The sequence below is a fragment of the Fibrisoma montanum genome (genome assembly GCF_003583365.1).
Classification (GTDB): domain Bacteria; phylum Bacteroidota; class Bacteroidia; order Cytophagales; family Spirosomataceae; genus Fibrisoma; species Fibrisoma montanum.
In genome coordinates this window covers 45,464-69,465 of sequence record NZ_QXED01000009.1, presented here as the reverse complement: position 1 = coordinate 69,465, position 24,002 = coordinate 45,464, and the positions used below count along the sequence as shown (strand labels likewise).

Sequence of the window (24,002 nt, the reverse complement as noted above, 5' to 3'; positions counted from 1 at the left end):
CACCCGGCTTCATAAAATAGTGCAGTAAAATTGCGTATTATTGATCATTTTGATAGGAAATGTACAAATTATTTCTCTGCCGACCGCCGTGCTTTTCGCTGGTTGCGCCACGCCCGGTAATCGGCTGTGAAACGGTCGAGGAAGAAGGCCGGACCGATGGAGTAGTAAAGGCCATTGTAGTTGATCTGACTGGCGGGAATGTCTTTTTTCAGGATGAACCGGTAGCCCGACAGGAAATTGACGCCGAACCAGCGCAGCGGCCGAAAACCACGGATGGTAGGCATTTTAACGGAGAAGGAAACGCCCAGGCCGGCGGGCATGAAATTTCCTTTGGCCAGTTCCTGCTCCAGCGCCGGGTTGTCGATGCGTTCGTATTGGGAGTAACCCCAGCCCAGTTCGGTCAGCAGGCTCAGCTCCCACAACTTTTTGCGGTACAGGTAAGGCTCATAGTAGGCAGTCAGATAATATAATTGCCGCCGGACCGACGCCGATGTTTCGGGAATCAGGCCGGGCTTGCTGATCTGCTGGTTGGCGTAGTAAACACCGACGCCGATTTTATAGGCCGCCGGAAGCAGCATGCCCACCCGGGCCCCCCACACATTGATGGGAACCCAGCGATTAGCCTCGTTGCGGGAGTCGCTGAAATAGAAAAACCGCTGGTCAGTTTCGGCAATGAGTGCAGCGCGGGTTGGGCGTTCACTGATAGCACGCGTCGTGTCGGCCGCCTGCTTGCTGTCAGGCTGCGATAGGGCGGTCAACGACTGAACTACCAAAAAAATTAACCCAACTGCTTCACGTACTTGTTTCATTTTCATAACGCTGTCAATCAATTTAACCTGAAAGCTATCGAATGGTTAAAATCTCTATCCAGTGCCTGCCGGCGCCATCAACTTTTTCGCGTACAGTCGGTTAACGGTTGATCACTAAGCAGCAAACAACAATGGCGACCAAAACCAAAACCGATGAAAAGAAGCCGGCTTCGAAGACTAAGAAGGACGACACTAAGTCCAAAGCGAGCAGCCGTTCAAAAAAGTCTGATGACAACTACACTGACCCAAAGCTGCGCGAGAAGCTGAAAAACGAAATCATGGAGGGCGACAAGGGTGGGAAACCCGGTCAGTGGAGCGCCCGAAAAGCTCAGTTATTGACGCACGAATACGAAAAAGCCGGGGGCACCTACAAAAGCGACGAGCGGACCGAATCGCAGAAGCACCTGGAAGAGTGGACCGACCAGGACTGGCGCACCGAAGACGGCAAACCCGCCGACAAAGGCGACAAAACGGCCCGCTACCTGCCCGCCGAAGCCTGGGAAAAACTGACCCCCGCGCAGCGTAAAGCCACTAATGCCAAGAAGCTGAAGGCGTCGGCGGAGGGGAAACCCCGGACCGCCAACACCAAAAAGGCGAAAGAGGCCCGCAAGGAGGCTGAAAAATAAGGATCGTACCGTACGCGGACTAAAATCGAACGCCCGCCCGAACGTCGAAACCCTCGGCGGTGTTCAGGATGGCTTTCAGGCCAACACCCAATACCCAGCGGTCCTGCAGGGTGTAGAGGAGTTGATACCGCTGGAACACACGCTCGCTGCGGGACTGGCTGGGCTGGTAAGCATTGTAGCCGAGGTGGGTCGAGAAAACGTACCGGCCCAGCCATAATTCATAACCGCCCAGCAGCGCCATGCGCCGGTGGTCAACGTCGCGGTTTTCGCGTCGGAGTTGTTCGCGGGTATAGCCATCATCGGCAAACTCCAGCCCACCCGTGAAGGCGCTCAGCCGACTGACCCGGTAGCCGGCCGTGGCCGTCAGGCCCCAAAGCGGTTCGGCCCGTTCGGGAAATAGTGCCGTTTGCGGAACCGTACGGATGGAACCAAAGGCGAGTACGCGCTTTATGAACCGACGGGCCAGCGCCGGACGTGACCAGTTGCGAGGATCAGGAAACGCCGTCTGCGCCGGGTGGTACGTAACGCCTGCCGATACCGTCGGGAAGTTCATGCCCCGGTTCGGCTGGCGCGTACCGCCGTTGGAAATGTGATTGTAGTCGGCCCCAACCTCGGCGTGAAGCCGGGACGAAAGGCGGAGGTGCGTCTTGAACGACAAGGCCAGAAGCCCACTGATCGGGTGGCTGAAGAACGTATTGCGCGGGTTGGTGTCAGCGTCGTAGACCCGCGTCAGGTAGGCCAGCCCGGCCGTGGCCCGCACCGAAAAATACAGCGGTTTGCGGTAGTTGATCAACGGCTCGAAATAACCGCCCAGCCCGAAGGTGCGCCCCAGTTCGGCGGGGTTGTTGAACGCTACGTAGTTGACGTAAGCGCCAATGCGGGCAAAGCAGTTGCAGCGATCGTAGGCTTCCTGAGTGATGGCCATGCGGCTGTACGTCAGCTCGACGCCCAAGGGTCGCGACTGCGAGATTTCCTTCAGATCGGCTGCGTGCGGAATGATGAAACCAGTTTGAGTACGTACACCAATCTGTCGCAGCACGGAGTCCGGTTCCGTGGGATCAGCCGCCGATCCTAACCAGGTTAGAAGCAATAGGGCTTTCATGATACAGGCTTGGGCAAGGGGCTTGGGGAAAAGAGCTTAGGGTAAATCGTCACCCCTGCCCCAAACCCCTTGCCCTAAGCATTTACGGCTTCAACACGACCTTAATCAGGCCTTTTTCCTTTTCGTAGAGTCGCTTGAACCAATCGGGTCCCTCTGCCAGTGGTACTTCGGCGCTCAGAATTGCCTCGACGTTGATACGACCCGACGAAATCAGCGCCAGAGCCGCTTCGTATTCACCGTTGATCGCGCAGGAGCCCTGCAACCGCAGTTGCCGCGTGACCACCGCCTGAAGCGGTATGTCAACGGACGGGGCGAGGTTGCCGACCAGCGTTACGGTAGCCCCTTTCCGAACGCAGTCAATGGCGGTTTTGACGGTCGGACCGGCACCGACCACTTCAAACGATACGTCGGCCCCGCGGCCCTGCGTGAGCGCCTGTACCTGCTTCGCTACGTCCGGCGCTCCGCTGTTCGGCGTTCCGCGGTCCGGCGCTCCGGCGTTAATTATGTGGGTGGCCCCCAGCTTCTGAGCCAGGGCGAGCCGGTCGTCGTCGAGGTCGATGGCGATGATGGTTCCGCAGCCGGCCAGTTTCAGGGCCTGGATGACGAACAGACCAATCATGCCCGCGCCTACTACCACGGCCGAATCGTTGACCTGAATCGGGGTGAGGCTGAGGGCGTGCAGGGCTACGGCCACGGGTTCGACCAGCGCGGCCTGCGTAAACGATACATTGTCCGGAATGGCGTACAGGATGTGGTGAGGAATGGCCACAAACTCCGCAAATGCGCCCTGCCGTTTGAAATCCGGCGTCGACACGCCCACCACCTCGCGGCCGTCGCTGAGGTTGTACATACCCCGGCGGCTGTACCAGTCGTCGAGGGCATACACGGTCGAGTCGAACGTAACGCGGTCGCCCACGGACCAGCTCCGGACATCGTCGCCGACTTCAGCAATAATACCGGAGGCTTCGTGGCCCATCACGATGGGAGGAATCCGGCGTCCGCTGCTGCCGTCCATACCATGAACGTCGGAGCCGCAGATACCAACGGCCTGCACACGTACCAGTACCTCGTTGGGTTTGATAGCCGGCTTGGGCATTTCCTGTACGGAAAGGTGATTGTATTCAGTCAGAACAAGAGCTTTCATGATGTAGTACGTCGATCAACGTAGCACAGGCCGCAAGCCGCTACGCTGGTTTCTGGTAAATGTGTATAAACGCTTCGTTCGGTATCTGCTCGTACTCGCCCCGCAGCAGGTGCGGATTGACCTCGTAGGTCACTACGTCGTCAGCCATATCGGGTACTTCGCCGAACAGGCTGCTGATCAGCGACGGAGTGTACTTTTTCTTGACCCAGATCAGGCGCTGCTCCGGTGCCTTGCCCCAGGCTGGATTGTCGCCCAGCACTAACTGGATTTTCGCCCAGTCGTTGAAGAAGTATTCCTGCAGCAGCGGGATAATCCGGTTTCGGAAGGCACCGCACAGATCGGCAACGGTTTCGATACCCGTCAGGTACGCGTGGCCCAGTTGGTGATCGCGGTCGAGCAGGTACTCGATGCGATCGTTGATGGTTTGTAGTAAAGCCGCAAGATCGATGCTTTCTACTGTGCCCAGCACTGCCGGATCGGGCAGGATTTCGCGGAAGCAGAACCGTCGGCGGAGGGCGATGTCCAGCAACGCAATTGACCGGTCGGCGGTGTTCATGGTGCCGATCACAAACAGATTGGCCGGTACGCCAAAGCGCTCCTGGGAGTAGGGCAGCATCAGCCAGAGTTCATGATCCGCGCCGAGTCGTTTGTTATCCTCCAGCAGCGTGATCAGATCCCCAAAGACACTCGCTACGTTGGCGCGGTTGACCTCATCGATCAGCAGGTAATGGGGCGGAGCCTGTTGCAGCCGCCGACGCCGGTTGTCGGCCGAATCGTTGAGGCAGTCGGCCAGGGTGGCGTATCCGGCCTGTTGCACGGCCGTCAGACAGGCTTTATAAAACAGGCCTTTCCGCACCCGGTAGCTAACCTGATGGCCTACTACTTCGGGACGGATGCCTTCCACAAACTCCTCGTAGCTGTACGACGGATGGAACGTAATCAAACTGGCTTTCCCGTCGTGCAGATACGGTTGCAGGGCAAAGGTCTTGCCCGTGCCGGGCGGGCCGTACAGAATCAGGTTTCGCGGCTGGTCGGGAGTCGGCGGCTGGGTAGTGTAATCCGCTTCCGGCTCGTCAACGTAGTGGCCGTTGAGATTAGCTAACTCACGTAACGCATGATACTGTTCGTGCGTCAGTTCGGTGTTCGTGACGCCTTGTGGATTCTGAAATACACGGAGATTTTTCAGAACAGGGTGATGAAGAATACTATCTCTACTAACGGGGGCTTCGAGTAATTTATCCTGGTATTCGACGGTTACAGCCCAGCGTTCGCGTTTCAGGCGATCAAAGTTTTTGACAAACTGTTCATCGTCTTTGGTTCTAACCCGAACCGAAGGCTTATCCTTCACTTCACCAAATGCGAGAACAGCCGCATTACTGCCAGAACGCCAAAGCGTAAACTTATCACCGGGGGTTATTCTATCCTTACTACCAATAGAAACTTTAAATTCTGATACGGTGGCAGACGTTAATTCCGCCGTAATGTCGTACAAATCCGGATTAGCATGCAAGAGCCAGTAACGACGTGCGTTGGTCTTACGCATACTTTGATTAAATAATTCTTCTCGCAAGCCGTCATTTTCCGCTGCCTGATAGACTAAAGAGTCGTGTCGAAGCGCATGAGGGCCACGCTTGGAAGTAACGGTTAAGTCGACTAAGCTGTCTGCCCAACACCTGTGAAGGATAGGGTTATTGATAAGGTGACCGTTCGAATGGCCAATCACTACCAGTACATAGTCAGACTTTTCGGTAAGTGGGACAACCTCTACTTCATCAACAAAAGGCAAGCTTTCAAGACAATCCTTTTTAATGACCAGACTGTATTCAACTTCACTCGAATGAGGTTTAAAAATGCGTAGCGCCGTGAAGAAATTTATGTTGGCGGTGATTGTTCGTTCTTTATCGGCAACAAACGCCAGCCGGGCATCGCCGTTGGGCAGGTTGACGATGTCGATCAACTCTTTGAGTAACCCAAAGAACCGCCGGATGGCCTCGGGGTGGCCGATCTCGCTGATTCGATTAAGAAGCAGTTGCTGAGGGCTATCAAGTACCACTGAATTCGAAATAATTTGTCAATTCGCTAAATTACATTATTCTACCGTCAGAAAGTAGGTAAGCCTATTCATACAATATACATTTGCTGTGTATAGATCGCAAAAAATGAGACCCTTTTTGTTACCGAACCGTGTTCTTGTGCTGCTGTTGCTGGTAGCTACGCTGGCCTGTAAGCGCGAATCTGATCCAGACCCGGTTGTCTGCCGGCTGGTAGGCATGACCGACCAGAATGTTGACCCAGGCGGTAACCTGACCAACGTACTGGAACGTGGGTTTACCTACAACGGACAGGCTCTGGCTTCCCTGTTTGAGCGATCAACCCGGCAGGAAGCCAGCTTCCAGACCGTATATGAAAACAACCGCCTTGTCCGGGCGGCAAACAGCCAGGCCACGATTACCTTCGACTTCGCCGGCGCCAATACACCGGCTACCCGTGCTACCTACGCCAGTGGCGGACGAACCCAGACGGTGTTCACCATGGAGTACACTCCGGCCGGGCGGCTGAGCAAGATCGTGGAAGCCCGGCAGGTGCTGCCCACCGGTGCGCTGATCAACGAGCGGACGTTTACGTTCACCTACGACGTCACTGGTAACCTGATCAACGAGCGGTCCCGATTCGGCTACATTGATGGTACGGCCGTGGTGCAGGAAACCGACTATACATTCGATGCCAATCCGTCGCCCTACACATACCTGCCCGAGCCCTGCCTGATGACGGTGATGGCGTTGATTCAGAATAACGAGGGATTGCCCGGTCGGTTCTGGCACCAGAAAGCCCCGAGCGGCTTCAGAACGTACGCCATTAACGCAAACGGCACCCGCGGTTCGCTGCGTGAATCCACTACGATTTCCCTGCTGTACGACGCAGACAACAAACTGACGGCTCAGGAGCAGAACTCCCAGACATACACCCTGAGCGTACCGACGCCCATCAGCCGGAAAAGCCGCCAGGCATTTACCTACCAGTGTGAGTGAGTATTTAAGGGTGTTTCGTTTGAGCAAAGCCATTCCGTGCGGAGTGGCTTTGCTGTTTTTGGGTTAATGGGTTTTCGATCGGCTGACCGTTCGCTCAGGTGCTTACATTTCATGCCGGAATAACTGGATTTCGATCGGGTTGACCGGGGGTTCGTCCCGTTGATTGGCTGTTGTCCGCCTACCACCGTTGTGCAGGCTAGTTTTGAACCGTTAACCAAAACACAACAGATACTAATCAAAACAAACCATGAAAACGATTGTCATTGCCCTGCTTACCTTACTGACGGCCGTTAGCTGTAGCAACGAACGGAATGAAGTTAAACCAGCCACCGGCAGCTACCAGTTCTACACCAACAAGGCCGCCGACCAGTTCGATCAGATTGAAGTGCGGCTCAACGGTGAGCTGGTGGGCACGCTGAACAAACCTTACCTGATGGGGCGGCAACCGGATTGTCAGACGGAGATTGCCGGCATGCTACTGCGGGTGGAGCGTCCGGCGGGTAGCTATTCGATGGATGCAGTCGCTAAACTGAACGGAAAGTCGGTGAGCAAATGGTCGGGCGCCATCCGTATTGATGCGGGCGATTGCAGCCAGAGCCGACTCAACAGCAATCAATAGACAAGTCAGATTCCCATTCTTCACTGCCAACGTCGTGCAATACGGCCTGACGTTGGCTTAATCCTGCACAAACATGAACCGTTATTACGTCTTACTGCTGATTGCTGTACTCCTGATGAGTAAACTGCCGGTCCTGGCTCAGAACAACTACGTAGCAACCGGCCCTTCCTCACCTACGCCTGGCTCTGCTAACACCATTGTGGGTATTGAAGCAGGCAATACTACGTTGACTGGTCCGTACAACACTATGTTGGGCCGAGGAGCAGGTAATGCTATAACCAGTGGTGGCGATAATACATTTACCGGTTACCGAACTGGTGCTAAGACTACTACGGGTGCTGGCAACACGTTTATTGGCCGGGAGGCTGGCCTAGAGAATACATCCGGATCGGATAACGTAGCTACTGGTTATCGGGCTGGGTACAGTATGACAACTGCGTACAACAACACGTTTGTGGGCACAGAAGCCGGCAATAAAACAACAAGAGGAGAAAGTAACACTTTTATTGGACGTAGTGCCGGCCAACAAAATATTACTGGTAAAGAGAATGTTTTCTTAGGAGCTAACGCTGGTCGTAACAACACGGAAGGATTTAACAATATCATGATTGGCAACAGCGCTGGTGAAAATACAAGCACTGGCTGGGGGAATGTACTTCTTGGTGATTTTGCTGGCGCATTTAACAAGGGTGGGATAGGCAATGTGTACCTTGGGTATTTAACCGGTTTTAATATCAATAACGGGTATCAAAATGTATTCATCGGATATAAGACGGGATATAAAAGTAACAACTCAAACTACAATATAGTAATTGGCGATAGTGCCGGCTTTAACAATAAAGCTTCGGGTAACGTCATGCTAGGCAGTAGAGCTGGCTTGACTAACCAGCATGGAACTCAGAATACCTTTGTCGGTAACCAATCTGGTTACAATACCAACGCCCCGGCCAACACCTTTGTGGGCCACCGCACAGGCTACAGCAACACCACAGGCCAGTTCAACACCTTCATCGGCGTGCAGGCCGGGGTGAACAACACTACCGGCTCCTCGAACTTCATCATGGGTACCAACGCCGGGGCTGCTAACACCAGTGGATCGGCTAACTTCTTTCTGGGTGATAATGCCGGGGGCGGCAACACCGGTGGTTCGTTCAATGTCTACTTAGGGGCTAACGCCGGCAACGGGCAGGGGGTCAACGGCGACAACAACCTGGCGATGGGCTTTGAGGCTGGCAGAGCCAATGTTGCGGGTATCAACAATACCTTTGTGGGCTTTCGGGCCGATGCCGGAGCCAGTGGACTAAGCAATGCGACGGCCATCGGTAACAACGCCAAAGTCAATGTGAGTAACGCGGTAGTGCTGGGCAGCGGGGCCAACGTGGGCATCGGTACGTCTGCGCCATCGGCTCGCTTGCATGTAGTGAGTGGGGTAGCCAACCAGTCGGGGCTGCGGCTGGAGAACCTGACGAGTGCATCACCAGCGAGTATGACCAACCAGAACAAGTTTCTGAGTGTGGATGGGCAGGGCAACGTAGTGCTGGCCTCCAGCAACAGCAGCGCTCGTGTAGGCGTTAATGCCGACTTGTGGGAGCGCAAGGGCCGTTACTTAAGTACAGCCCAGAACGACGCCGTCATCATTGGTAATGATCTCTTGTCAATCCCCCTTGGGTATCGGTTATACGTTAAGGAAGGCATTTTAACCGAAAAGGTAAAAGTGGCCATCGCTAGCACCGATGAGTGGAGCGATAAGGTTTTTGATGAACACTATCAATTGCGTAGCCTGGGTGACGTAGAAGCATACATCAAAACCAACAAGCACCTGCCGGGCGTTCCCTCAGCAGAGGACGTAATCAAAGACGGTGTAGATGTGGGTAAGATGGATGCCAAACTGCTCGAAAAGATTGAGGAACTGACCTTGTACGTTCTTCAGCAACAGAAAGAAATTATAACCTTACGCCAACAGCTTCAACAACTTAATCAGAAACTAACCCGCTAGAAGTCGACTAGATTAGGTAAAATGCATAAGCCGGTGGGAAACCATCGGTTTATGCATTTTACACGTATCACTTACTCAAAATTCATCCGTTTACTAAGTCATTTGGTCCGTGAATGTCAGGTATTCATCCATTAGCTGATGGGTGTCTGGCGATGTATGACTAATCCTTGTAACTTGATACGTCAATGCCCTGCAAGACGTATGAACTCTATTCGGTTGGCTTCCTTTTTGCGGCACCTGCTCTTTTTCGCGATTGGAGCGATCGGTTTTTGCGGGGCTGACCAAAGTCTAGCCCAGCAGTTCGCTGACCGAAAGTATGGCGTTTATGACGGGCTGACGTACGCCCATGTATTGCGACTGCATCAGGATAGAGCCGGTCGGCTATGGATCAGCACCGTCTACGGCCTAAACATCTATGATGGCACGTTGCCCATCAGCAACCATCGTCGTTTTCCGCAATTACCGGATGTTAACATTGACGAGATGGTATCGATGCCCGATGGTACCCTCTGGGCCAATACCAACGTCCGAATGTTTAAGATCAACCTCACTGGTCCGACTGGTCTTGCCATTAAGGAATTTAAGGTGGACTACGGTCCCGGGGCGGTTCAGCGTCGAATCCGGTTTCTGACGGCCGATAATCGGGACCAGCTTTGGTTTACGACCCGGACCGCTACCCCCAACGTGGGGCAGCGGTTGTATTGCTGGCGGCAAGGTCAAAATGAAGACGTTACCCGGCGCTTCTTCTCTAAGCCCGAGCAACGATTTCGCGGTGTATTGGCCGATCAGGCTAATCGGCGGCTGTTGATCGCGACAGAGGACGGTCGGTTGTGGCAACTGAACGATAAACAATTAACCGAAATCCGCTCGAACGTTGGGGTTACACAGCTTCTGGCGGACCCAATTGGCCGAATCTACGCCCTGGCCGGCACAACGCTGTACCGAATTGATGGACAAACCCTCCACCGGTTGTACGACGTACCAGTGCCGGAGTCGTACCTGGTCTGTTGTGCCGTCGGCCTGCATGGCGAATTGGCGTTTCAAAAACGGGTTGGTGACCTGGACGTATGCTGGTACGATGGTAAAACTGTAGTGAATTCCCACATCAGTACCTCGCCCGTCGATCATTTGCTGTTCGATCGGCAGGGCGAGCTTTGGATTGCTACGTCGCATAACGGGCTCTTTCACCTGCGGCTCAACGGCTGGCGGTACTTCGACTATTCAGAAGGGTGGCTGGATGAAACAAATTCTGTTTCTCAGGATCGAAACGGCAAAATCTGGTTCGGTTCGTGGGGCTACGGCTTAAGCCGGCTTACGGCGCAGGGAATTGTGGCGGATAGCACATACCACCAGGGACGGCTTATCCGGTACTTTTACCCTGCTACCCGCCACGATACCGAAGGGAATATTGTATTCGCTTCCGGCGAAAATCAAGGTGTCTTTCATTTTGATGGGGAGCACCTGCGTTCGTTTCCCGGCACCGACACGACCGGAATCATTGCTGCTTTTTACGACGACTCGGCACGTAACCGCTATCTGCTGGCTACAACCCGTTCCATCCTCATTTACAATCGCCGGACGCTGGCCCTGACAGACGTAATTGCCGTGCCCTTTGATGAGCAGTACAACGACATTGAGCGGGATAAATTCGGGCGGTTCTGGATTGGAGGGTATAAAACGAACCTGATCTGGGACGGACGAAGCCGGTCGGTACAAACGCTGCGAAAAACGGATAAGAGGCTGCCCGTTCAGATGCTGAACGAAATTCGGCGCGACAAGCGGGGGAATCTCTGGCTGTCGACGGATCAGGGCCTGTGGCTATACGACTACAAACGCTACCGACACATTGCCGCCGATTACATCCAGAAAACCATTACGTATTGCCGGTTTCTGGGGCGATACCTCATCATAGGTACTCTGGAAGGCCTGTTCGTGATGGACATGGAGCGATTCTACCAATCCGGGGAAGAGTGGATTGCTTACTTTGATATGGACAACGGGTTTCGCGGAAGTCAGTGTTTGTTCAATGGCTACCTGCACGATACACAGGGGCGTGTCTGGATACCGACTCGCGATCGCATGATGATGATTCCGGAAAAGCAGTTGCTAAACCTGCTTAAGCCAGTTCAGGCGGGTATCCACTCGTTTCGGGACCTGCGCACAGGCCAAACAATCGTTGATGAATCGAGCGAACTGCGATTGAGTTCTGGCCAAAACGACATTGAAGTAATTTTTCGCGAACCCGAAGCGCACAACATCCTGGCAAATACGACATATAGCTACCGGCTCGAACGTCTGGATGGCCAATCTGATCGGGCACACCTCGAATGGTCGGCACCGGTTAAGCGGAGAACCGTTACGTTCCGCAACCTGACCGATGGCCGTTATCGATTGACCATAAAAGTAGTACGTGCCAATGGCCTTTGGAATACGCGCCCGTACGTGCAGGTGTTTCGCATTGCCCCCCCCTGGTGGGCTACATGGTGGTTCCGTACGTGCCTAATCGTAGGCGTAGTGGCCGGGCTGGCGTACTTGCGCGTTCGTCAGGTGAGAGCAGTCTCCCGTCGCCGGCTGAAAACCGCCCGTACGCAGCGCCGTCTGGCCCAACTGGAGACCGAAGCCGCTAATAAGCAAAAACAATTAGCTGAAGCCAGCCGCCAGCGAGCTCTGCTGGAGTTGAGGGCCATCACCAATCAGATTGACCCGCATTTTGTGTCCAACTTCCTGATGACCGTTCAATCTGTGGCCTTTGAAAACGATCCGGAAACCATCGTAAGCTACCTGGCTAAGTTTGGGGCCATCTTCCGTAACCAGTTGACCAGTCGGAGCCGGGTGTTCTGGACACTGGGTGAGGAACTGGAATTTGTCAACAACTATCTTGAACTGGAGCACGTTCGGTTCGGCGACCGCATCCGGTTCTCGGTCGATGTCAGGTCCGACGTACCGGCGAATACGCACCTTCCCAAAATGCTGATTCAGGGGTACGTATCGAATGCCATCAAACACGGTCTGGAAAATAAGCCGGAAGGCGGTACGGTTCAACTCACTGTTCGTCAAGCCGATGATCGTCTTTTTATTTGTGTGGAAGATGATGGGGTCGGTCTGGATCTGGCTAAACAATATCGCCGGCGTAGTACAGGTCGGGGCCTTAGCATCAACGAGGCCATTTTTAACCAGCTTAACGAATACAATAACGAGCCGAGCTGGCAACGAATCACCGACCTGATCAAGATGGAACCCGGTCGGTGCGGAGTTCGCCAGGAAGCCAGTATTCCACTGTATCCGAAGCTACCACCCGAGGAGGCCGCCGTTGATCCGGTGGATTCGCGGCCGGTACCAAAACCAGACGCGTCGTCGGCACTTAACCCAGGGTAGTGCCCTTAAACTTGTTATTGACCATGATGATTCCTGTTATAAAAGCCGTACTGATCGACGACGAACTGGCTATCCGGCGAACGTTGCGGGGGCTATTATCGCCCATACCGGAAGTCGACGTCGTGGGCGAAGCCAGCAACGTTACCGAAGGGCTCGACCTGATTGCTGAATGTAAGCCGGACCTGCTGTTTCTGGATATTAAAATGCCGGTTCGGAGCGGTTTTGACCTGCTCGATGAACTATCGGAGCATCACCAGTCCTACGGCGTCATTTTTGTTTCGGGGTATCCCGACGAAGCCCTGACGGCTGTTCAAAAAGCCGCTTCGCACTTACATTCCGACTTTTTAGTCAAGCCGGTTGATCCGCGGCAACTAAAGGAGAAGGTTCGGTTATTTTACCAGAAATGGCTGGCTGACAAAGAGCACGAAGCCGAAATGATGGCGCAGCTGGAGGAGGCTTTCGCGCAGACAGGAAGCCCGGAACTTACGGAGCCCCGGCACCTGATTTTTCACAGTAGTTCTTCCTTTCACCGCATTCCCGTGGCCGACATTATGTACTGCGAAGCGACTAATCGGCAAATTAATATCTATTGTAGCCAAGTCGAACACATCAACGTGCCAAACCTGACGCTCGATACACTGGAGAAACTGCTGCCGGAGCCGTTGTTCTTGCGCATTGGCCGGAGTCACATCATTAACAAAGAGGCCATCAACTACCTTGAGAAGGGGGCCCGTACCCGCTGTCGGCTGTTGTTGAACGGTAAGGTTCGTGAACTTCAGATCTACGCCAGTAACGCCGAAAAGATTGAGCAGACAAGCTGGTAGTAAGATGATGGTAGAGGTTTCTCAATAAAGCTTGGTTGAGCCTGTATAGTCTGCGTGAGCCGTTCGCTCAGCCGGTCGGGTTTCATCCTGAAAAATCACCAGTTCAGCACCGGGGTGAATGGTTTAACCCAACCCAAACAGTCGCATCGGCTAAGGCTTGTTCGGGGCATTAGTTTTGTGTCGTTAACGAAACAAACACACAAAGACTAATGGAAACCTTCTCAAAATCACTGCTATTAGCGCTACGCGTAGTCAGCGCTGTGAGTATCGTCGTGCTGCTTACAACGCAGTTTGCTGCGGCTCGCCCAGCGGATGACCACCTGATTAAAGCCCTAAACGTAGCCGTTGTGCCCACGGCGGAGCCAACCGTTTTGCAGGTATTAGTTGAAACCCCCAATAGCAGGCCAGTACTGATCGAACTCAAAAATAACGAGGGGGATATCGTGTGGGACAGGCAGATCCGTAGCGAACCAGGCAGCTTCCGCTTTAAGCTAAACCTGAGTGAAGTACCTGATGGAAGGTACGTGGTAAACGTAATTCACGGTAAAAAGCGGAAAAGCTATGCGATCAGGCTTCAGACGAGTACGCTCAGGCGAAGTATTATAACTGGCTAAGCCAGCTAAACGCAAGGGAAGACAACGTTGTCTTCCCTTGCGTTTAATGATGGAACCTAGGGGTTACGCCAGGTAACTACCAATGCTCACTACGTCGGCAAACACACCCGAGGCCGTTACTTCGGCGCCCGCGCCGGGACCTTTCACCACCAGCGGCCGATCTTTGTAGCGCTCGGTCGTGAAGGATACGATGTTGTCGGCACCGGTCAACTGATAGAACGGATGCTCCGGACCGACAGACCGCAGTTCAATCACGGCCTTGTTGTCTTCAAACGAGGCAACAAACCGTAGTTTTTTGCCCTCGGCTTCGGCCTCCCGGAGCAGATTTTCAAAGTAATCGTTATTCCGCTCCAACTCGTCAAAGAAGGCCGGAACGCTGGGTGCATCCAGGCACGGCTGCGGCAACAGGTTTTTTACCGTTACGTCGGACGGCTCCAGGGGAAAGCCGGCTTCCCGGGCCAGAATCAGGATTTTACGGGCTACGTCCTGGCCGCTCAGATCGTCGCGCGGGTCTGGTTCGGTGTAGCCTTTTTCCTTGGCTTCGCGCACGACGTCGGCAAACGATGGCCGATTCGCCGGATCGCCGGAGCCGAAGGTGTTGAAAATGTACGACAACGTACCCGACAGGATGGCTTCGATCTTCAGAAAGCGGTCACCGGCCGTAATCAGGCCCTGCAGCGTGTTGATGATGGGCAGACCAGCCCCGACGTTCGTTTCGTAGAGGAACTTAACGCCCCGGTTCAGGGCCGTACGCTGCAGCCGCCGGTATTCACTATACGGGCCGGAATTGGCCACTTTGTTTGGCGTCACGACCGAGATGTTGGCGTCCAGCAGCGATTCATAGAACTGCACAATATCCTTGTCCGACGTGCAGTCGATAAAGACCGAATTTGGCAGGTTGTAGTCCTGCATTTTTTCGACGAACGCGGGCAGTGAGGTGGTAACCCCCTCGGTCAGCAGCCGTTCGTGCCAGGCATCCAGGGCAACGCCCTTCGGATCAAGCAGCATCTTTTTGGTATTCGCCAGCCCGACGACGCAAACCTTCAGCAGCTTTTCGGAACGCAGGAATTCGTACTGGCTGCAAATCTGTTTCAGCAATGTTCGGCCGATCAGCCCCGTTCCGACCAGATACAGGTTCAGTACCCGCGCTTCCGACTGGAAGAAGACGTTGTGAATGGCGTTCAGGGCTTTCGACAGGTTGTTTTTGTTGATCACCACCGAGATGTTGATTTCCGACGAGCCCTGCGCCACGGCCACAATGTTGACCCCGTTCTTACCGAGTACCGAAAACAGCTTGCCGGCGATCCCCGAACTCTTGCGCATGCCTTCGCCGACGGTGGCGATAACCGATAGGTCACGCTCGATGCTGATGCTGTCGATGTGGCCGTGGGCGATCTCGGTGGCGAATTCCATGTCCAGCACAGCCTTCACGTTCTCGGCTCCGCGCGGGTCGATGGCGAAACAGATCGAGTGTTCCGACGAGGCCTGCGAGATCAGGATGACACTGATCCGGTGACGGGCCAGCACTCCGAACAGCTTGGCCGATACCCCGGCAACGCCGATCATGCCGGAGCCCTGTACGTTCACCAGCGCGATATCGTCGATGCTCGATATGCCGGTGATCGTGTATTGCCGCCGTTCGGCCGTGCGGCTCACAACCGTACCTTCATGCGTTGAATTGAACGTGTTCAGCACCCGGATCGGGATGTTGCGGGTAAAAGCCGGCTGGAGGCTGGGCGGGTAGATCACCTTGGCGCCGAAATGCGACAGTTCCATCGCTTCGGCGTACGTAATGGTCGGGATGTTGAAGGCGTTGGGCACCTTGCGCGGGTCGGCCGTCATCATGCCGTCTACGTCCGTCCAGATGTCGATGCGGTCGGCATTGAGGGCCGCCCCCAGAATGCTGGCCGTGTAGTCGGAACCACCCCGGCCGAGGGTAGTGGTCTCGCCTTTTTCGGTTGAGCCAATAAAACCCGTTACGATTTGCAGGGCGGTTTCTTTGGCAAAATGAGCCTGAACGAGTTCGTTCGTGAGCGGGTAGTTTACCTCAGCGTGGCTGAACTGATCGTCGGTTTTAATGAGCTTCCGGGCATCGCAGAAGGCCACCGACAGACCCCGGCTGCGCAGACACTCCGTCACGACCGTTGTCGATAGCCGTTCGCCGAAGCTCATAACCAGGTCCATCGTGCGGGGCGTCAGTTCGCGGATCAGGGATACGCCCCGCAGCAAATCCTCCAGTTCGTTGATAACACCCCGGATGGAAGCAAACACCTTGCTTTGCTCCTTGATGGGAATCAGGGCCTTGATAACGTTGAAATGCCGGTCTTCGATGCGCCGGACGAGTTCGGAGTAGTCGTGGTTACCACCCGCGGCCATGCGTCCGATTTCAATAAGCTGGTTCGTTACTCCGCTCATGGCCGACAGCACAACGGCCATCGAATCGCCCTGTTCGCGGTGAGTTTCAATGATCTGGATAACCTGTTTTATGCTCTCAACCGAGCCGACCGAAGTACCGCCGAATTTTAATACAAACATTAGTGTAATTGCAAATGAGTGAATGAGCGAATTCGTGTTGCCGCGGGCATAGTACACGTACGCTCATAACTAATCAGGAAGCCGTTGATGAGGTGACCGGAAGGGCAAAGATAACGGAAAGACATCGGCAAGCCACCGCGTCGGCGGGAGAAATTAACAAGAGGCTTCTATCTGGTTACGGATGCCCGACCAGTTGCCGGTATCCGGGCGGAGGTGCCAGGGCCAACGTACTCCCGACTAGTCGGCACCGGCTGAAGACCCGCCGAAGCCTGGTCAGATGGCAGCTACGTTGTGATTGTACTCAAAATAGACTTTTTTAAAGTATATAGGATGAGTAGTCTACTAGGTCGAAAAAGAATAAGGCTACCCGTGAAGTCCAGTATTTTAGAAAAATCAGCGACTTGTGCCGGCAAAGGATGGGTAGGAAGTGAATCGGCTTTTGCTTTCAGGCTTGGTACTATAAGTAGAAATCTGAGATTCGCTGCGTATAATTGCGTAGTATCGGATTCGGGTACTGGTAGTACGCCCGCAAGCACTCACAGCCTATCCAATACGTGTTCACTTGTCACTGTTTAACCATTCCCTTATGTCCATTTTTAGCTGTAAACGCCTGCTCGACAGGGCCAGGCAAGGGGCGTTGGCCGGTCTGTTCGTGCTGATGGCTCACCTGAGTTATGCGCAGACCTCAGTCAGCGGCCGGGTTACTGATGCTGCTACGGGCGACGCCCTCGCCGGTACGACCGTTCAGGTTAAAGGCACTAACGTGGGGGCGACAACCGATGCCGGTGGCCGCTACCAGATCACGCTGCCCTCCGGGGCCAGAACGCTCGTTTTTTCGTTTATCGGGTATCAGCCCAACGAGGTCGAAATCGGAAACCGGACGGTCGTGGATGTCCGGCTGACCAACGCCGACAACGCCCTGGGCGAGGTGGTCGTGGTGGGCTACGGGGTGCAGAACCGGCGCGACATCACTACGTCGATCGGGTCCGTAAAAGCGCGGGATATTGCCAACCAGCCTGTGACGAGCTTCGATCAGGCGCTGGTAGGTAAGATTGCGGGGGTGCAGGTCGCCCAAACGTCCGGCGCGCCGGGGGCTGCCCTGTCCGTACGGGTGCGGGGTACGGGCTCCATCAGCGCCGGTAACGATCCGCTCTACGTGATCGACGGGATTCCGCTCTCGCGGGACACGAAGTTTGCGACCGGCAGCACAAACACCCAGTTTCCGGACAACCCGATCAACGTACTAAGCACAATCAATACCGATGATATTGAGAGCATTGAAGTGCTGAAGGATGCATCGGCGGCTGCAATCTACGGCTCGCGGGGCTCCAACGGCGTGGTGCTGCTAACAACCAAACACGGCAAAGAAGGCCGGACAACCGTGAGCTATGATACGTACGTCGGGTTTCAGCAGGTTACGAAAAAGCTGGATCTGCTCAACGCCTACGAGTACGCTCAGCTCAATTACGAAGGTAAAAACAACGCGTACCTCGACCGAAACCCAAACGGCCGGCCGACCGACTCCAACGAGATCCGGCAACGGGGGGTAGGGGCGCCCAGTACGCTGATTCCACCCCAGGTTACGCCATATCTGTCGGGGCAGTCGGGGTTGACCAACACCGACTGGCAGGACGAGATTTTCCAGACGGCTCCGATTCAGAACCATACGCTCTCCATTGCCGGCGGCAACGCAAACGTGCGGTACTACGTATCCGGGAACTACTTCGACCAGCGCGGAGTGGTCATCAATTCAGGTTATAAGCGGTATAGTACCCGCGCCAACGTCGACATAAAAAGCGGGAAGCTGTCGGTCGGATTCAATCTGAACCCCACGTTTGCGCACCATGACCTGATCAAAGCGGAAGGGCCTTACCTGGCCGATGGTGTCATTGGGCTGGCGGTACAGATTGCGCCCATCTGGCCGGTCTATAATCCTGATGGTACGTACAATTTCGACGCCAATGGCTGGGGCTTCGGAGCGACCTCCATCCTGAATCCGGTAGCGGTGGCCCGCGAAGTAAGCGACAAGCTCGATCACCTGCGCCTGCTGGGGAATGCCTACGCGCAGTACGACATTGCCAAAGGCCTGTCGTACCGGCTCAGCGTTGGGTCGGACATCAACAACTTCCAGCGTACTTATTACCGGCCGTCGACGGTCGAAATCCGCGACCGAAAAGGCCCTTCCGTCCCGACAGGATTTGCCCGAAACCAGAATTTCATCAACTGGCTGGTCGAGAATACGCTGAACTACAGCCGCACCATTGGGCTGCACAACCTGTCGGCCCTGGCCGGATTTACAGCCCAGAAAGATCGCCGGACATCGGCCGAACTGACGGCGACTAACTTCCCGAACGATCTGGTGCAGACGCTCAACGCCGGGCAGGTAACGGCCGGGGGCACCGATATTCAGGAGTGGTCGCTGCTGTCGTATCTCGGCCGGGTTCAGTACGACTACAACGGCCGGTACCTGGTGTCGGCGGCTATCCGGGCCGATGGGTCATCGCGTTTCGGGGCCGCCAACCGCTGGGGCTACTTCCCGAGCGTATCGGCCGGCTGGAATGTCTCACAGGAGTCGTTTCTGCAGTCCCAGACCTGGCTGAGCGATTTGAAACTACGGGCTAGTTATGGCTTGACCGGAAATTTCCAGATTCCCAACTACGGCTCGCTCAGCCTGCTCGAATACCGGAACTACATCCTGGGGGCCGACGTCATCACGAGCGGTCTGGCGCCGGTAAACTCCGCCAACGACAAGCTGAAATGGGAGAAAACGGCCATGCTGGACATTGGCTTCGACGCCAGTTTCTTCCGCAACCGCCTGAGCCTGACGGTTGATTATTACAACGCCAACACGTCTGACCTGCTGCTGAACGTCCCCGTACCCCGGGCGTCGGGTTTCAGTACGGAACTACAGAATATCGGTAAGGTAAACAACCGGGGCTTTGAGTTTAGCCTGGGCACCCGGCAAACGTTCGGGCAGTTCCAGTGGACCGCCAGCGCAAACCTAGCCACGAACCGCAACCGGGTGATTGCACTCGGGCCTTCCGGCGATCCGATCATCGTGTCGGGTGGGGTAGCCGGAGCGCAGTTTATCACGCAGATTGGCAGCCCCATTGGGCAGTACTATACCATGCTGGTTGATGGCGTTTTCAGAAACCAGGCCGAGGTGGATGCGTACCCGCGTACGGCCACGACCAAGCCGGGCGACTTCCGGTTTGTCGATGTCAACGGCGATAAGCGCATTGACTTCAGTAGCGACCGTACCGTTACGGGCAGCTATTTTCCCAAATACACGTTTGGTTTCGTAAACAACTTCGCGTACCGGGGCTTCGACCTGGGCGTAACGGTGCAGGGTGTGCAGGGCAACAAGATCATGAACCTGATTCGGCGGTACATCTACAATGAAGAGGGCAACGGGAACCAGTTTCGCGGAGCGCTGAACCGCTGGCAGTCGCCCGATAATCCGGGTGATGGGCAGCACAACCGGGCCAATCGGCTCCAAACGGGCTCCAACGGCGAAATCTCAACCTGGCACATTGAGGATGGTTCGTTTGTTCGGATCCGGACGATCTCGCTCGGCTATGCCCTGCCCACAACCCTGTTGCAGAAACTGCGGATGACGCGGGCCCGACTCTACGTGACGGCTCAGAATCCGTTTACGTTCACCAACTACATCGGTTACAATCCTGAGGTCAGCAGCCGGCCCGACAATGCTCTTTCGGCTGGTGAAGATTACGGCACGTACCCGCTCCCACGCACCATGTCCCTCGGCCTTAACGTATCCTTCTGAGTTCCATGAAAAACGCCTTCATACTCCTTTGCGGCCTTGGCCTGGCTGCCTGCCAGAACGATTTTCTGGATCTTAAGCCGCAGTCGCAGCCTAACGTGGATAACTTTTACCAGACCGCCAACGACTTCGGAAACGCCGTCAACGGGGCCTACGATGCCCTGCAGTCATCAAACCAGTACGGCGGAGATTTCAATACGCTGATCGAAGCCCGGGGCGACAACGTACTGGATAATGATCCATCGTCGAATGCGGGTCTGCGCTACAACATCGACCGGTTTATCGAACCGACTACCAACACCATTCTGCGCGATACGTGGGGCAGTCTGTACACCGGCATCAACCGCTGCAACCTGATCCTGGACAAGATCGACGCCGTGGCGATGGACGCCAGGCTCAAGGCCCGCTACAAAGGGGAAGCGCAGTTTATCCGGGCGCTATCGTATTTTAACCTGGTCCGGTTGTGGGGGAAAGTGCCGCTCGTGCTGCAGGCCGGTACAACCACCGATGCCCGGTCGTACGTCCGTAATGAAGTAACTGAGGTCTACGCAGCCATTGAAAAAGACCTGACCGATGCCGCGGCCAACCTGCCGGCCAGCTACACCGGCGCCGACATTGGACGGGCTACGTCCGGGGCAGCCAAGGGACTGCTGGGTAAAGTGTACGTCACCGAAAAGAAATATGCCCAGGCGGTTCCGGTGCTGCGCGAGGTGATCACCAGCGGTACGTACCGGCTGCTGCCCAACGTGGCTGACGTGTTTAACGTAGCGAACAAAAACAACGCGGAGATCGTGTTTGCCGTGAAGTTCAGAAAAGGCGTTGGCGGCTCCCTGACGGAAGGCCACGGCCTGTGGTACGGAACCAACATTGGCGACAACATCGAACCGACGCTGCGGGCTGCCTACCCGGCCGGAGACAAACGCCTTCCGCTGACGGTACAGATACCGGTACCGAGTAACGTGAACGTAGTGCCGCGTAAGTTTTACGACGAGTTTTCGGCCACCAACGACGTAGGTAATGATTTCCCGGTACTGCGGTATGCCGACGTACTGCTGCTCTACGCCGAAGCGCTGAACGAAGTTGAGTATCAGGCTGCCGGCGAGGCTTTCCAGCGGCTGAATGAAGTCCGTACGCGAGCGGGAGTCGCTACGTATACAGCGTCTCAGCTGGCAACGAAGGAAGCGTTTCGGACGGCTGTCATCAACGAACGGCGGCTGGAACTGGCCCTTGAAAACGACCGGTGGTTCGACCTGGTTCGGACCGGAACGGCCGTCGATGCGCTCAAAGTGACGAACATCACGGTTCCGCCGTACCGGGTCGTGTACCCCATCCCACAGTCGGAAATCGATACGTATAACAACCCCACGGCGTTCCCGCAGAACCAGGGATATTAGAGACTGAACAGGACGACAGATAACCAGCGGCCGGGTACGTTAGCAGGAAGAACCTGCTGATTTACCCGGCCGTTTGTGTGCAAAGACGGCTGAGCTACTGCTGTCTGGAATCCATATAATTGGAAATGAAATTGTAAAGTATTACGATCAGCGGGAGTGCCTGAATGACCAGAGCGGTAATTTTCGACCAGGTGTAGGGCATGAGGTTCAGGCCGGCCATGGCTGCCAGCAGGATGATGCCAACGACCAGAAAACCACCTTCCATACCTTGCCCGGCCGCGTCGTTGCCGGGGCGACTGATGTTGAACAGGGTAAAAATGAGCAGCAGACCGTACAGACCAACCAGGATCCAGTTTAAGGTAGTAATCGTTTTCATAAAGGGATAGGGGCGGAGAACTGCTATAAAAGTAGCGGGTTGTTCCGTTCTATCCACTGTTTCCCTGTGCGATGACTGGGGCATCTGTGCTGATTCCGTTCGTCAATTAGTTAACGGCGGTTTTGATTCGGGCTTAACACAGTGTGCCGATCACTACCCGAGTGAGGCAACGATTGACCTACGGCTTACCGCAATGCCGTAAGCTCTGGTTTCCAGCTAGTAAGGCGCAGCGGCTGAGTTGTCCAGCCACAGGCCGTGAAAGCCGAGCGGGATGTTGTGCGGCAGCCGCAGCCGGGCTATGGTTTTCAGGTCCTCCGCATCGGCTACAAGCAGATCGGTTGTCTGCGACGGCGCGTGGAAACGGATGTACAGCAGCCAGGCGTCGTCTTCCCGGGTGCTGCCCGGACGCGGCACAACGATCGGTTCGCTGGGCAGGGTATCAGTTTCGTACGCATGGCACCCCTCGCCGGTCTGTACATTCAGCTTAACGATATGATCCAGCAGCGGCATGGAGTGGACAGCGGGCCGGCCGATTGTCCAGGTGTATTGATACGGTTGCCCCACCCGGTTCGGATGGATTTCTGGAAGCTCGCCCTGGTAGTCAGACAGTTCCTCGTGCACGACGGTCTGGGTAGTCAGGTTGATCCGGTACCGGACGAAGCGGGCCATGTCCGTATCGTCTGAAATGTTGCCGGCCAGGTATTCTTTCATGCCCGGCGACTCAGGGTAATCGGACATCCGGAGCGCATCGACTACCAGCGTACCATCGGCGTCCTGGTACCCGTTGACGTAATGAAAAACAAAGCCAAAATGCGTCTTGAGCCGGTATTCCCGGCCATCGGGGGCCACGATGAGCACGGTCGTCTGGCTGGAACGGTCGACGCGCATAGACGCGGCCGGCGAGGTGATGCCCGCAAACGTCCGCAGCATATCGAAGGCGACCGGGGGCAGAAAAAAGATGCGGTGGCCGCTTTGCGTCAGCACGAAATCATGCGCAAAAATCACCGAGGGCATTTCGACGGTTTTGCTGATACGTGCCCGGCCCGCCGGATCTACTTCGTACAGTACCAGCCGCTGTTTGGTGCCGGGCACCGTACCGAAATTATGCAGAACGCCCGTAGTCGGATGAATTTTGGGGTGGGCCGAAAACGGTAGTTCCGGCATGATCTGCCGGTCGAGCCACGAAAAGGAATTGCGCAGAACCCCGTCGTAGTCGTAGCGGCCAATGGTATCGAGCGTATCAGGATCAATCAGATGAGGCAGCCCGCCCTCCCACATGGCCAGCAGTTTGCCGCCGTGCCAGACGACGCTGGTGTTGGCTGTATTCTTGAACTTAAAGTTCATGATGTTTTTCCACATCCCGCCGGGGATGTTGGTGCCGAAGCTGCGGTAAAGCATCCGCCCGGCTTTTTCCTCCTCCACAAACTCAGCGGTGCGGACGTACCGGTTCCGGTAGCGAACGCCCGTTTCGTCGAAGGTGAAGCGGGCAATCATCCCGTCGCCGTCGAAGAGGTGGTCGTAGAGGACCCCCTGGTGTTCAAAGCGGCCGTTGCCGTTGCGGTACAGCGTTCCGAGGAGGCCGGTCGGCAGGCTCCCCTCAAGCAAGGGCAGCGTAACATCGGTGTATTCTTCGGTTACGCAGCGATTTGCCTCGATATAATCGCGGAGGGTGGTGTAGTTACGGACTGACATAAACCATTACGGTATGATGAAGAGTACCACTACAAACCCCCGTGTTAACCGGTTTGTTCAGCGCTGAACAAGCTTTTCGTTTG

The 24,002-nt window shown here is 55.3% G+C and carries 16 protein-coding genes; 9 read left to right on the top strand and 7 right to left on the bottom strand.

Annotated features, from left to right (window positions below; genetic code table 11):
• Positions 1-68: 68 nt before the first annotated feature.
• Positions 69-809 (bottom strand): hypothetical protein, encoded by a 741-nt coding sequence (locus DYU11_RS26060; RefSeq protein ID WP_229366053.1) that lies wholly within the window; start codon positions 807-809, stop codon positions 69-71.
• Between the two features lie 131 nt (positions 810-940).
• Between DYU11_RS26060 and DYU11_RS26055 the strand changes: the two genes are divergently transcribed.
• Positions 941-1,435, top strand: a complete 495-nt coding sequence (locus DYU11_RS26055; protein WP_119670674.1) for a hypothetical protein — start codon at positions 941-943, stop codon at positions 1,433-1,435.
• 19 nt (positions 1,436-1,454) lie between these two features.
• Here the strand turns inward: DYU11_RS26055 and DYU11_RS26050 are convergent, their stop codons facing one another.
• The 3 genes from DYU11_RS26050 to DYU11_RS26040 form a co-directional block, all read right to left on the bottom strand.
• On the bottom strand, positions 1,455-2,537 hold the full coding sequence (locus DYU11_RS26050) for an acyloxyacyl hydrolase (RefSeq protein ID WP_119670673.1): 1,083 nt from the start codon (positions 2,535-2,537) through the stop codon (positions 1,455-1,457).
• Positions 2,538-2,619: 82 nt separating this feature from the next.
• Complete coding sequence (locus tag DYU11_RS26045) at positions 2,620-3,681, bottom strand: galactitol-1-phosphate 5-dehydrogenase (protein WP_119670672.1); 1,062 nt, start codon at positions 3,679-3,681, stop codon at positions 2,620-2,622.
• A gap of 40 nt (positions 3,682-3,721) precedes the next feature.
• A complete protein-coding gene (locus DYU11_RS26040) occupies positions 3,722-5,734 on the bottom strand; it encodes an McrB family protein (RefSeq protein ID WP_119670671.1) in 2,013 nt (670 codons plus the stop codon).
• A 106-nt stretch (positions 5,735-5,840) separates the two neighbouring features.
• Between DYU11_RS26040 and DYU11_RS26035 the strand changes: the two genes are divergently transcribed.
• The 6 genes from DYU11_RS26035 (at position 5,841) to DYU11_RS26010 (ending at position 14,138) form a co-directional block, all read left to right on the top strand.
• Positions 5,841-6,710: a hypothetical protein gene (locus DYU11_RS26035; protein WP_147368037.1), complete on the top strand. Its 870-nt coding sequence runs from the start codon at positions 5,841-5,843 to the stop codon at positions 6,708-6,710.
• Between the two features lie 247 nt (positions 6,711-6,957).
• Positions 6,958-7,329: a hypothetical protein gene (locus DYU11_RS26030; protein WP_119670669.1), complete on the top strand. Its 372-nt coding sequence runs from the start codon at positions 6,958-6,960 to the stop codon at positions 7,327-7,329.
• A gap of 856 nt (positions 7,330-8,185) precedes the next feature.
• Positions 8,186-9,325: a bZIP transcription factor gene (locus DYU11_RS26025; protein WP_229366052.1), complete on the top strand. Its 1,140-nt coding sequence runs from the start codon at positions 8,186-8,188 to the stop codon at positions 9,323-9,325.
• Between the two features lie 201 nt (positions 9,326-9,526).
• Positions 9,527-12,700, top strand: a complete 3,174-nt coding sequence (locus DYU11_RS26020) for a histidine kinase (protein ID WP_158600364.1) — start codon at positions 9,527-9,529, stop codon at positions 12,698-12,700.
• Positions 12,701-12,723: 23 nt separating this feature from the next.
• Positions 12,724-13,524 (top strand): LytR/AlgR family response regulator transcription factor, encoded by an 801-nt coding sequence (locus DYU11_RS26015; RefSeq protein ID WP_119670667.1) that lies wholly within the window; start codon positions 12,724-12,726, stop codon positions 13,522-13,524.
• Between the two features lie 209 nt (positions 13,525-13,733).
• The gene (locus DYU11_RS26010; protein ID WP_119670666.1) at positions 13,734-14,138 is read left to right on the top strand and encodes a hypothetical protein; all 405 of its coding nucleotides are present in this window, start codon (positions 13,734-13,736) and stop codon (positions 14,136-14,138) included.
• Positions 14,139-14,201: 63 nt separating this feature from the next.
• Here DYU11_RS26010 and thrA read toward each other — a convergent pair whose 3' ends face one another.
• The gene (thrA, locus tag DYU11_RS26005; RefSeq protein WP_119670844.1) at positions 14,202-16,673 is read right to left on the bottom strand and encodes a bifunctional aspartate kinase/homoserine dehydrogenase I; all 2,472 of its coding nucleotides are present in this window, start codon (positions 16,671-16,673) and stop codon (positions 14,202-14,204) included.
• A gap of 586 nt (positions 16,674-17,259) precedes the next feature.
• Between thrA and DYU11_RS26000 the strand changes: the two genes are divergently transcribed.
• Both DYU11_RS26000 and DYU11_RS25995 read left to right on the top strand, forming a co-directional pair.
• Entirely contained in the window at positions 17,260-20,460 is a 3,201-nt protein-coding gene (locus tag DYU11_RS26000; RefSeq protein WP_119670665.1) for a SusC/RagA family TonB-linked outer membrane protein, read from the top strand.
• Positions 20,461-20,465: 5 nt separating this feature from the next.
• A complete protein-coding gene (locus DYU11_RS25995) occupies positions 20,466-21,851 on the top strand; it encodes a RagB/SusD family nutrient uptake outer membrane protein (RefSeq protein WP_119670664.1) in 1,386 nt (461 codons plus the stop codon).
• Between the two features lie 94 nt (positions 21,852-21,945).
• On the opposite strand, the gene DYU11_RS25990 is transcribed toward DYU11_RS25995, so the two are convergent.
• Entirely contained in the window at positions 21,946-22,227 is a 282-nt protein-coding gene (locus tag DYU11_RS25990; protein WP_119670663.1) for a hypothetical protein, read from the bottom strand.
• 216 nt (positions 22,228-22,443) lie between these two features.
• A complete protein-coding gene (locus tag DYU11_RS25985) occupies positions 22,444-23,919 on the bottom strand; it encodes a carotenoid oxygenase family protein (protein ID WP_119670662.1) in 1,476 nt (491 codons plus the stop codon).
• Positions 23,920-24,002 lie beyond the last annotated feature (83 nt).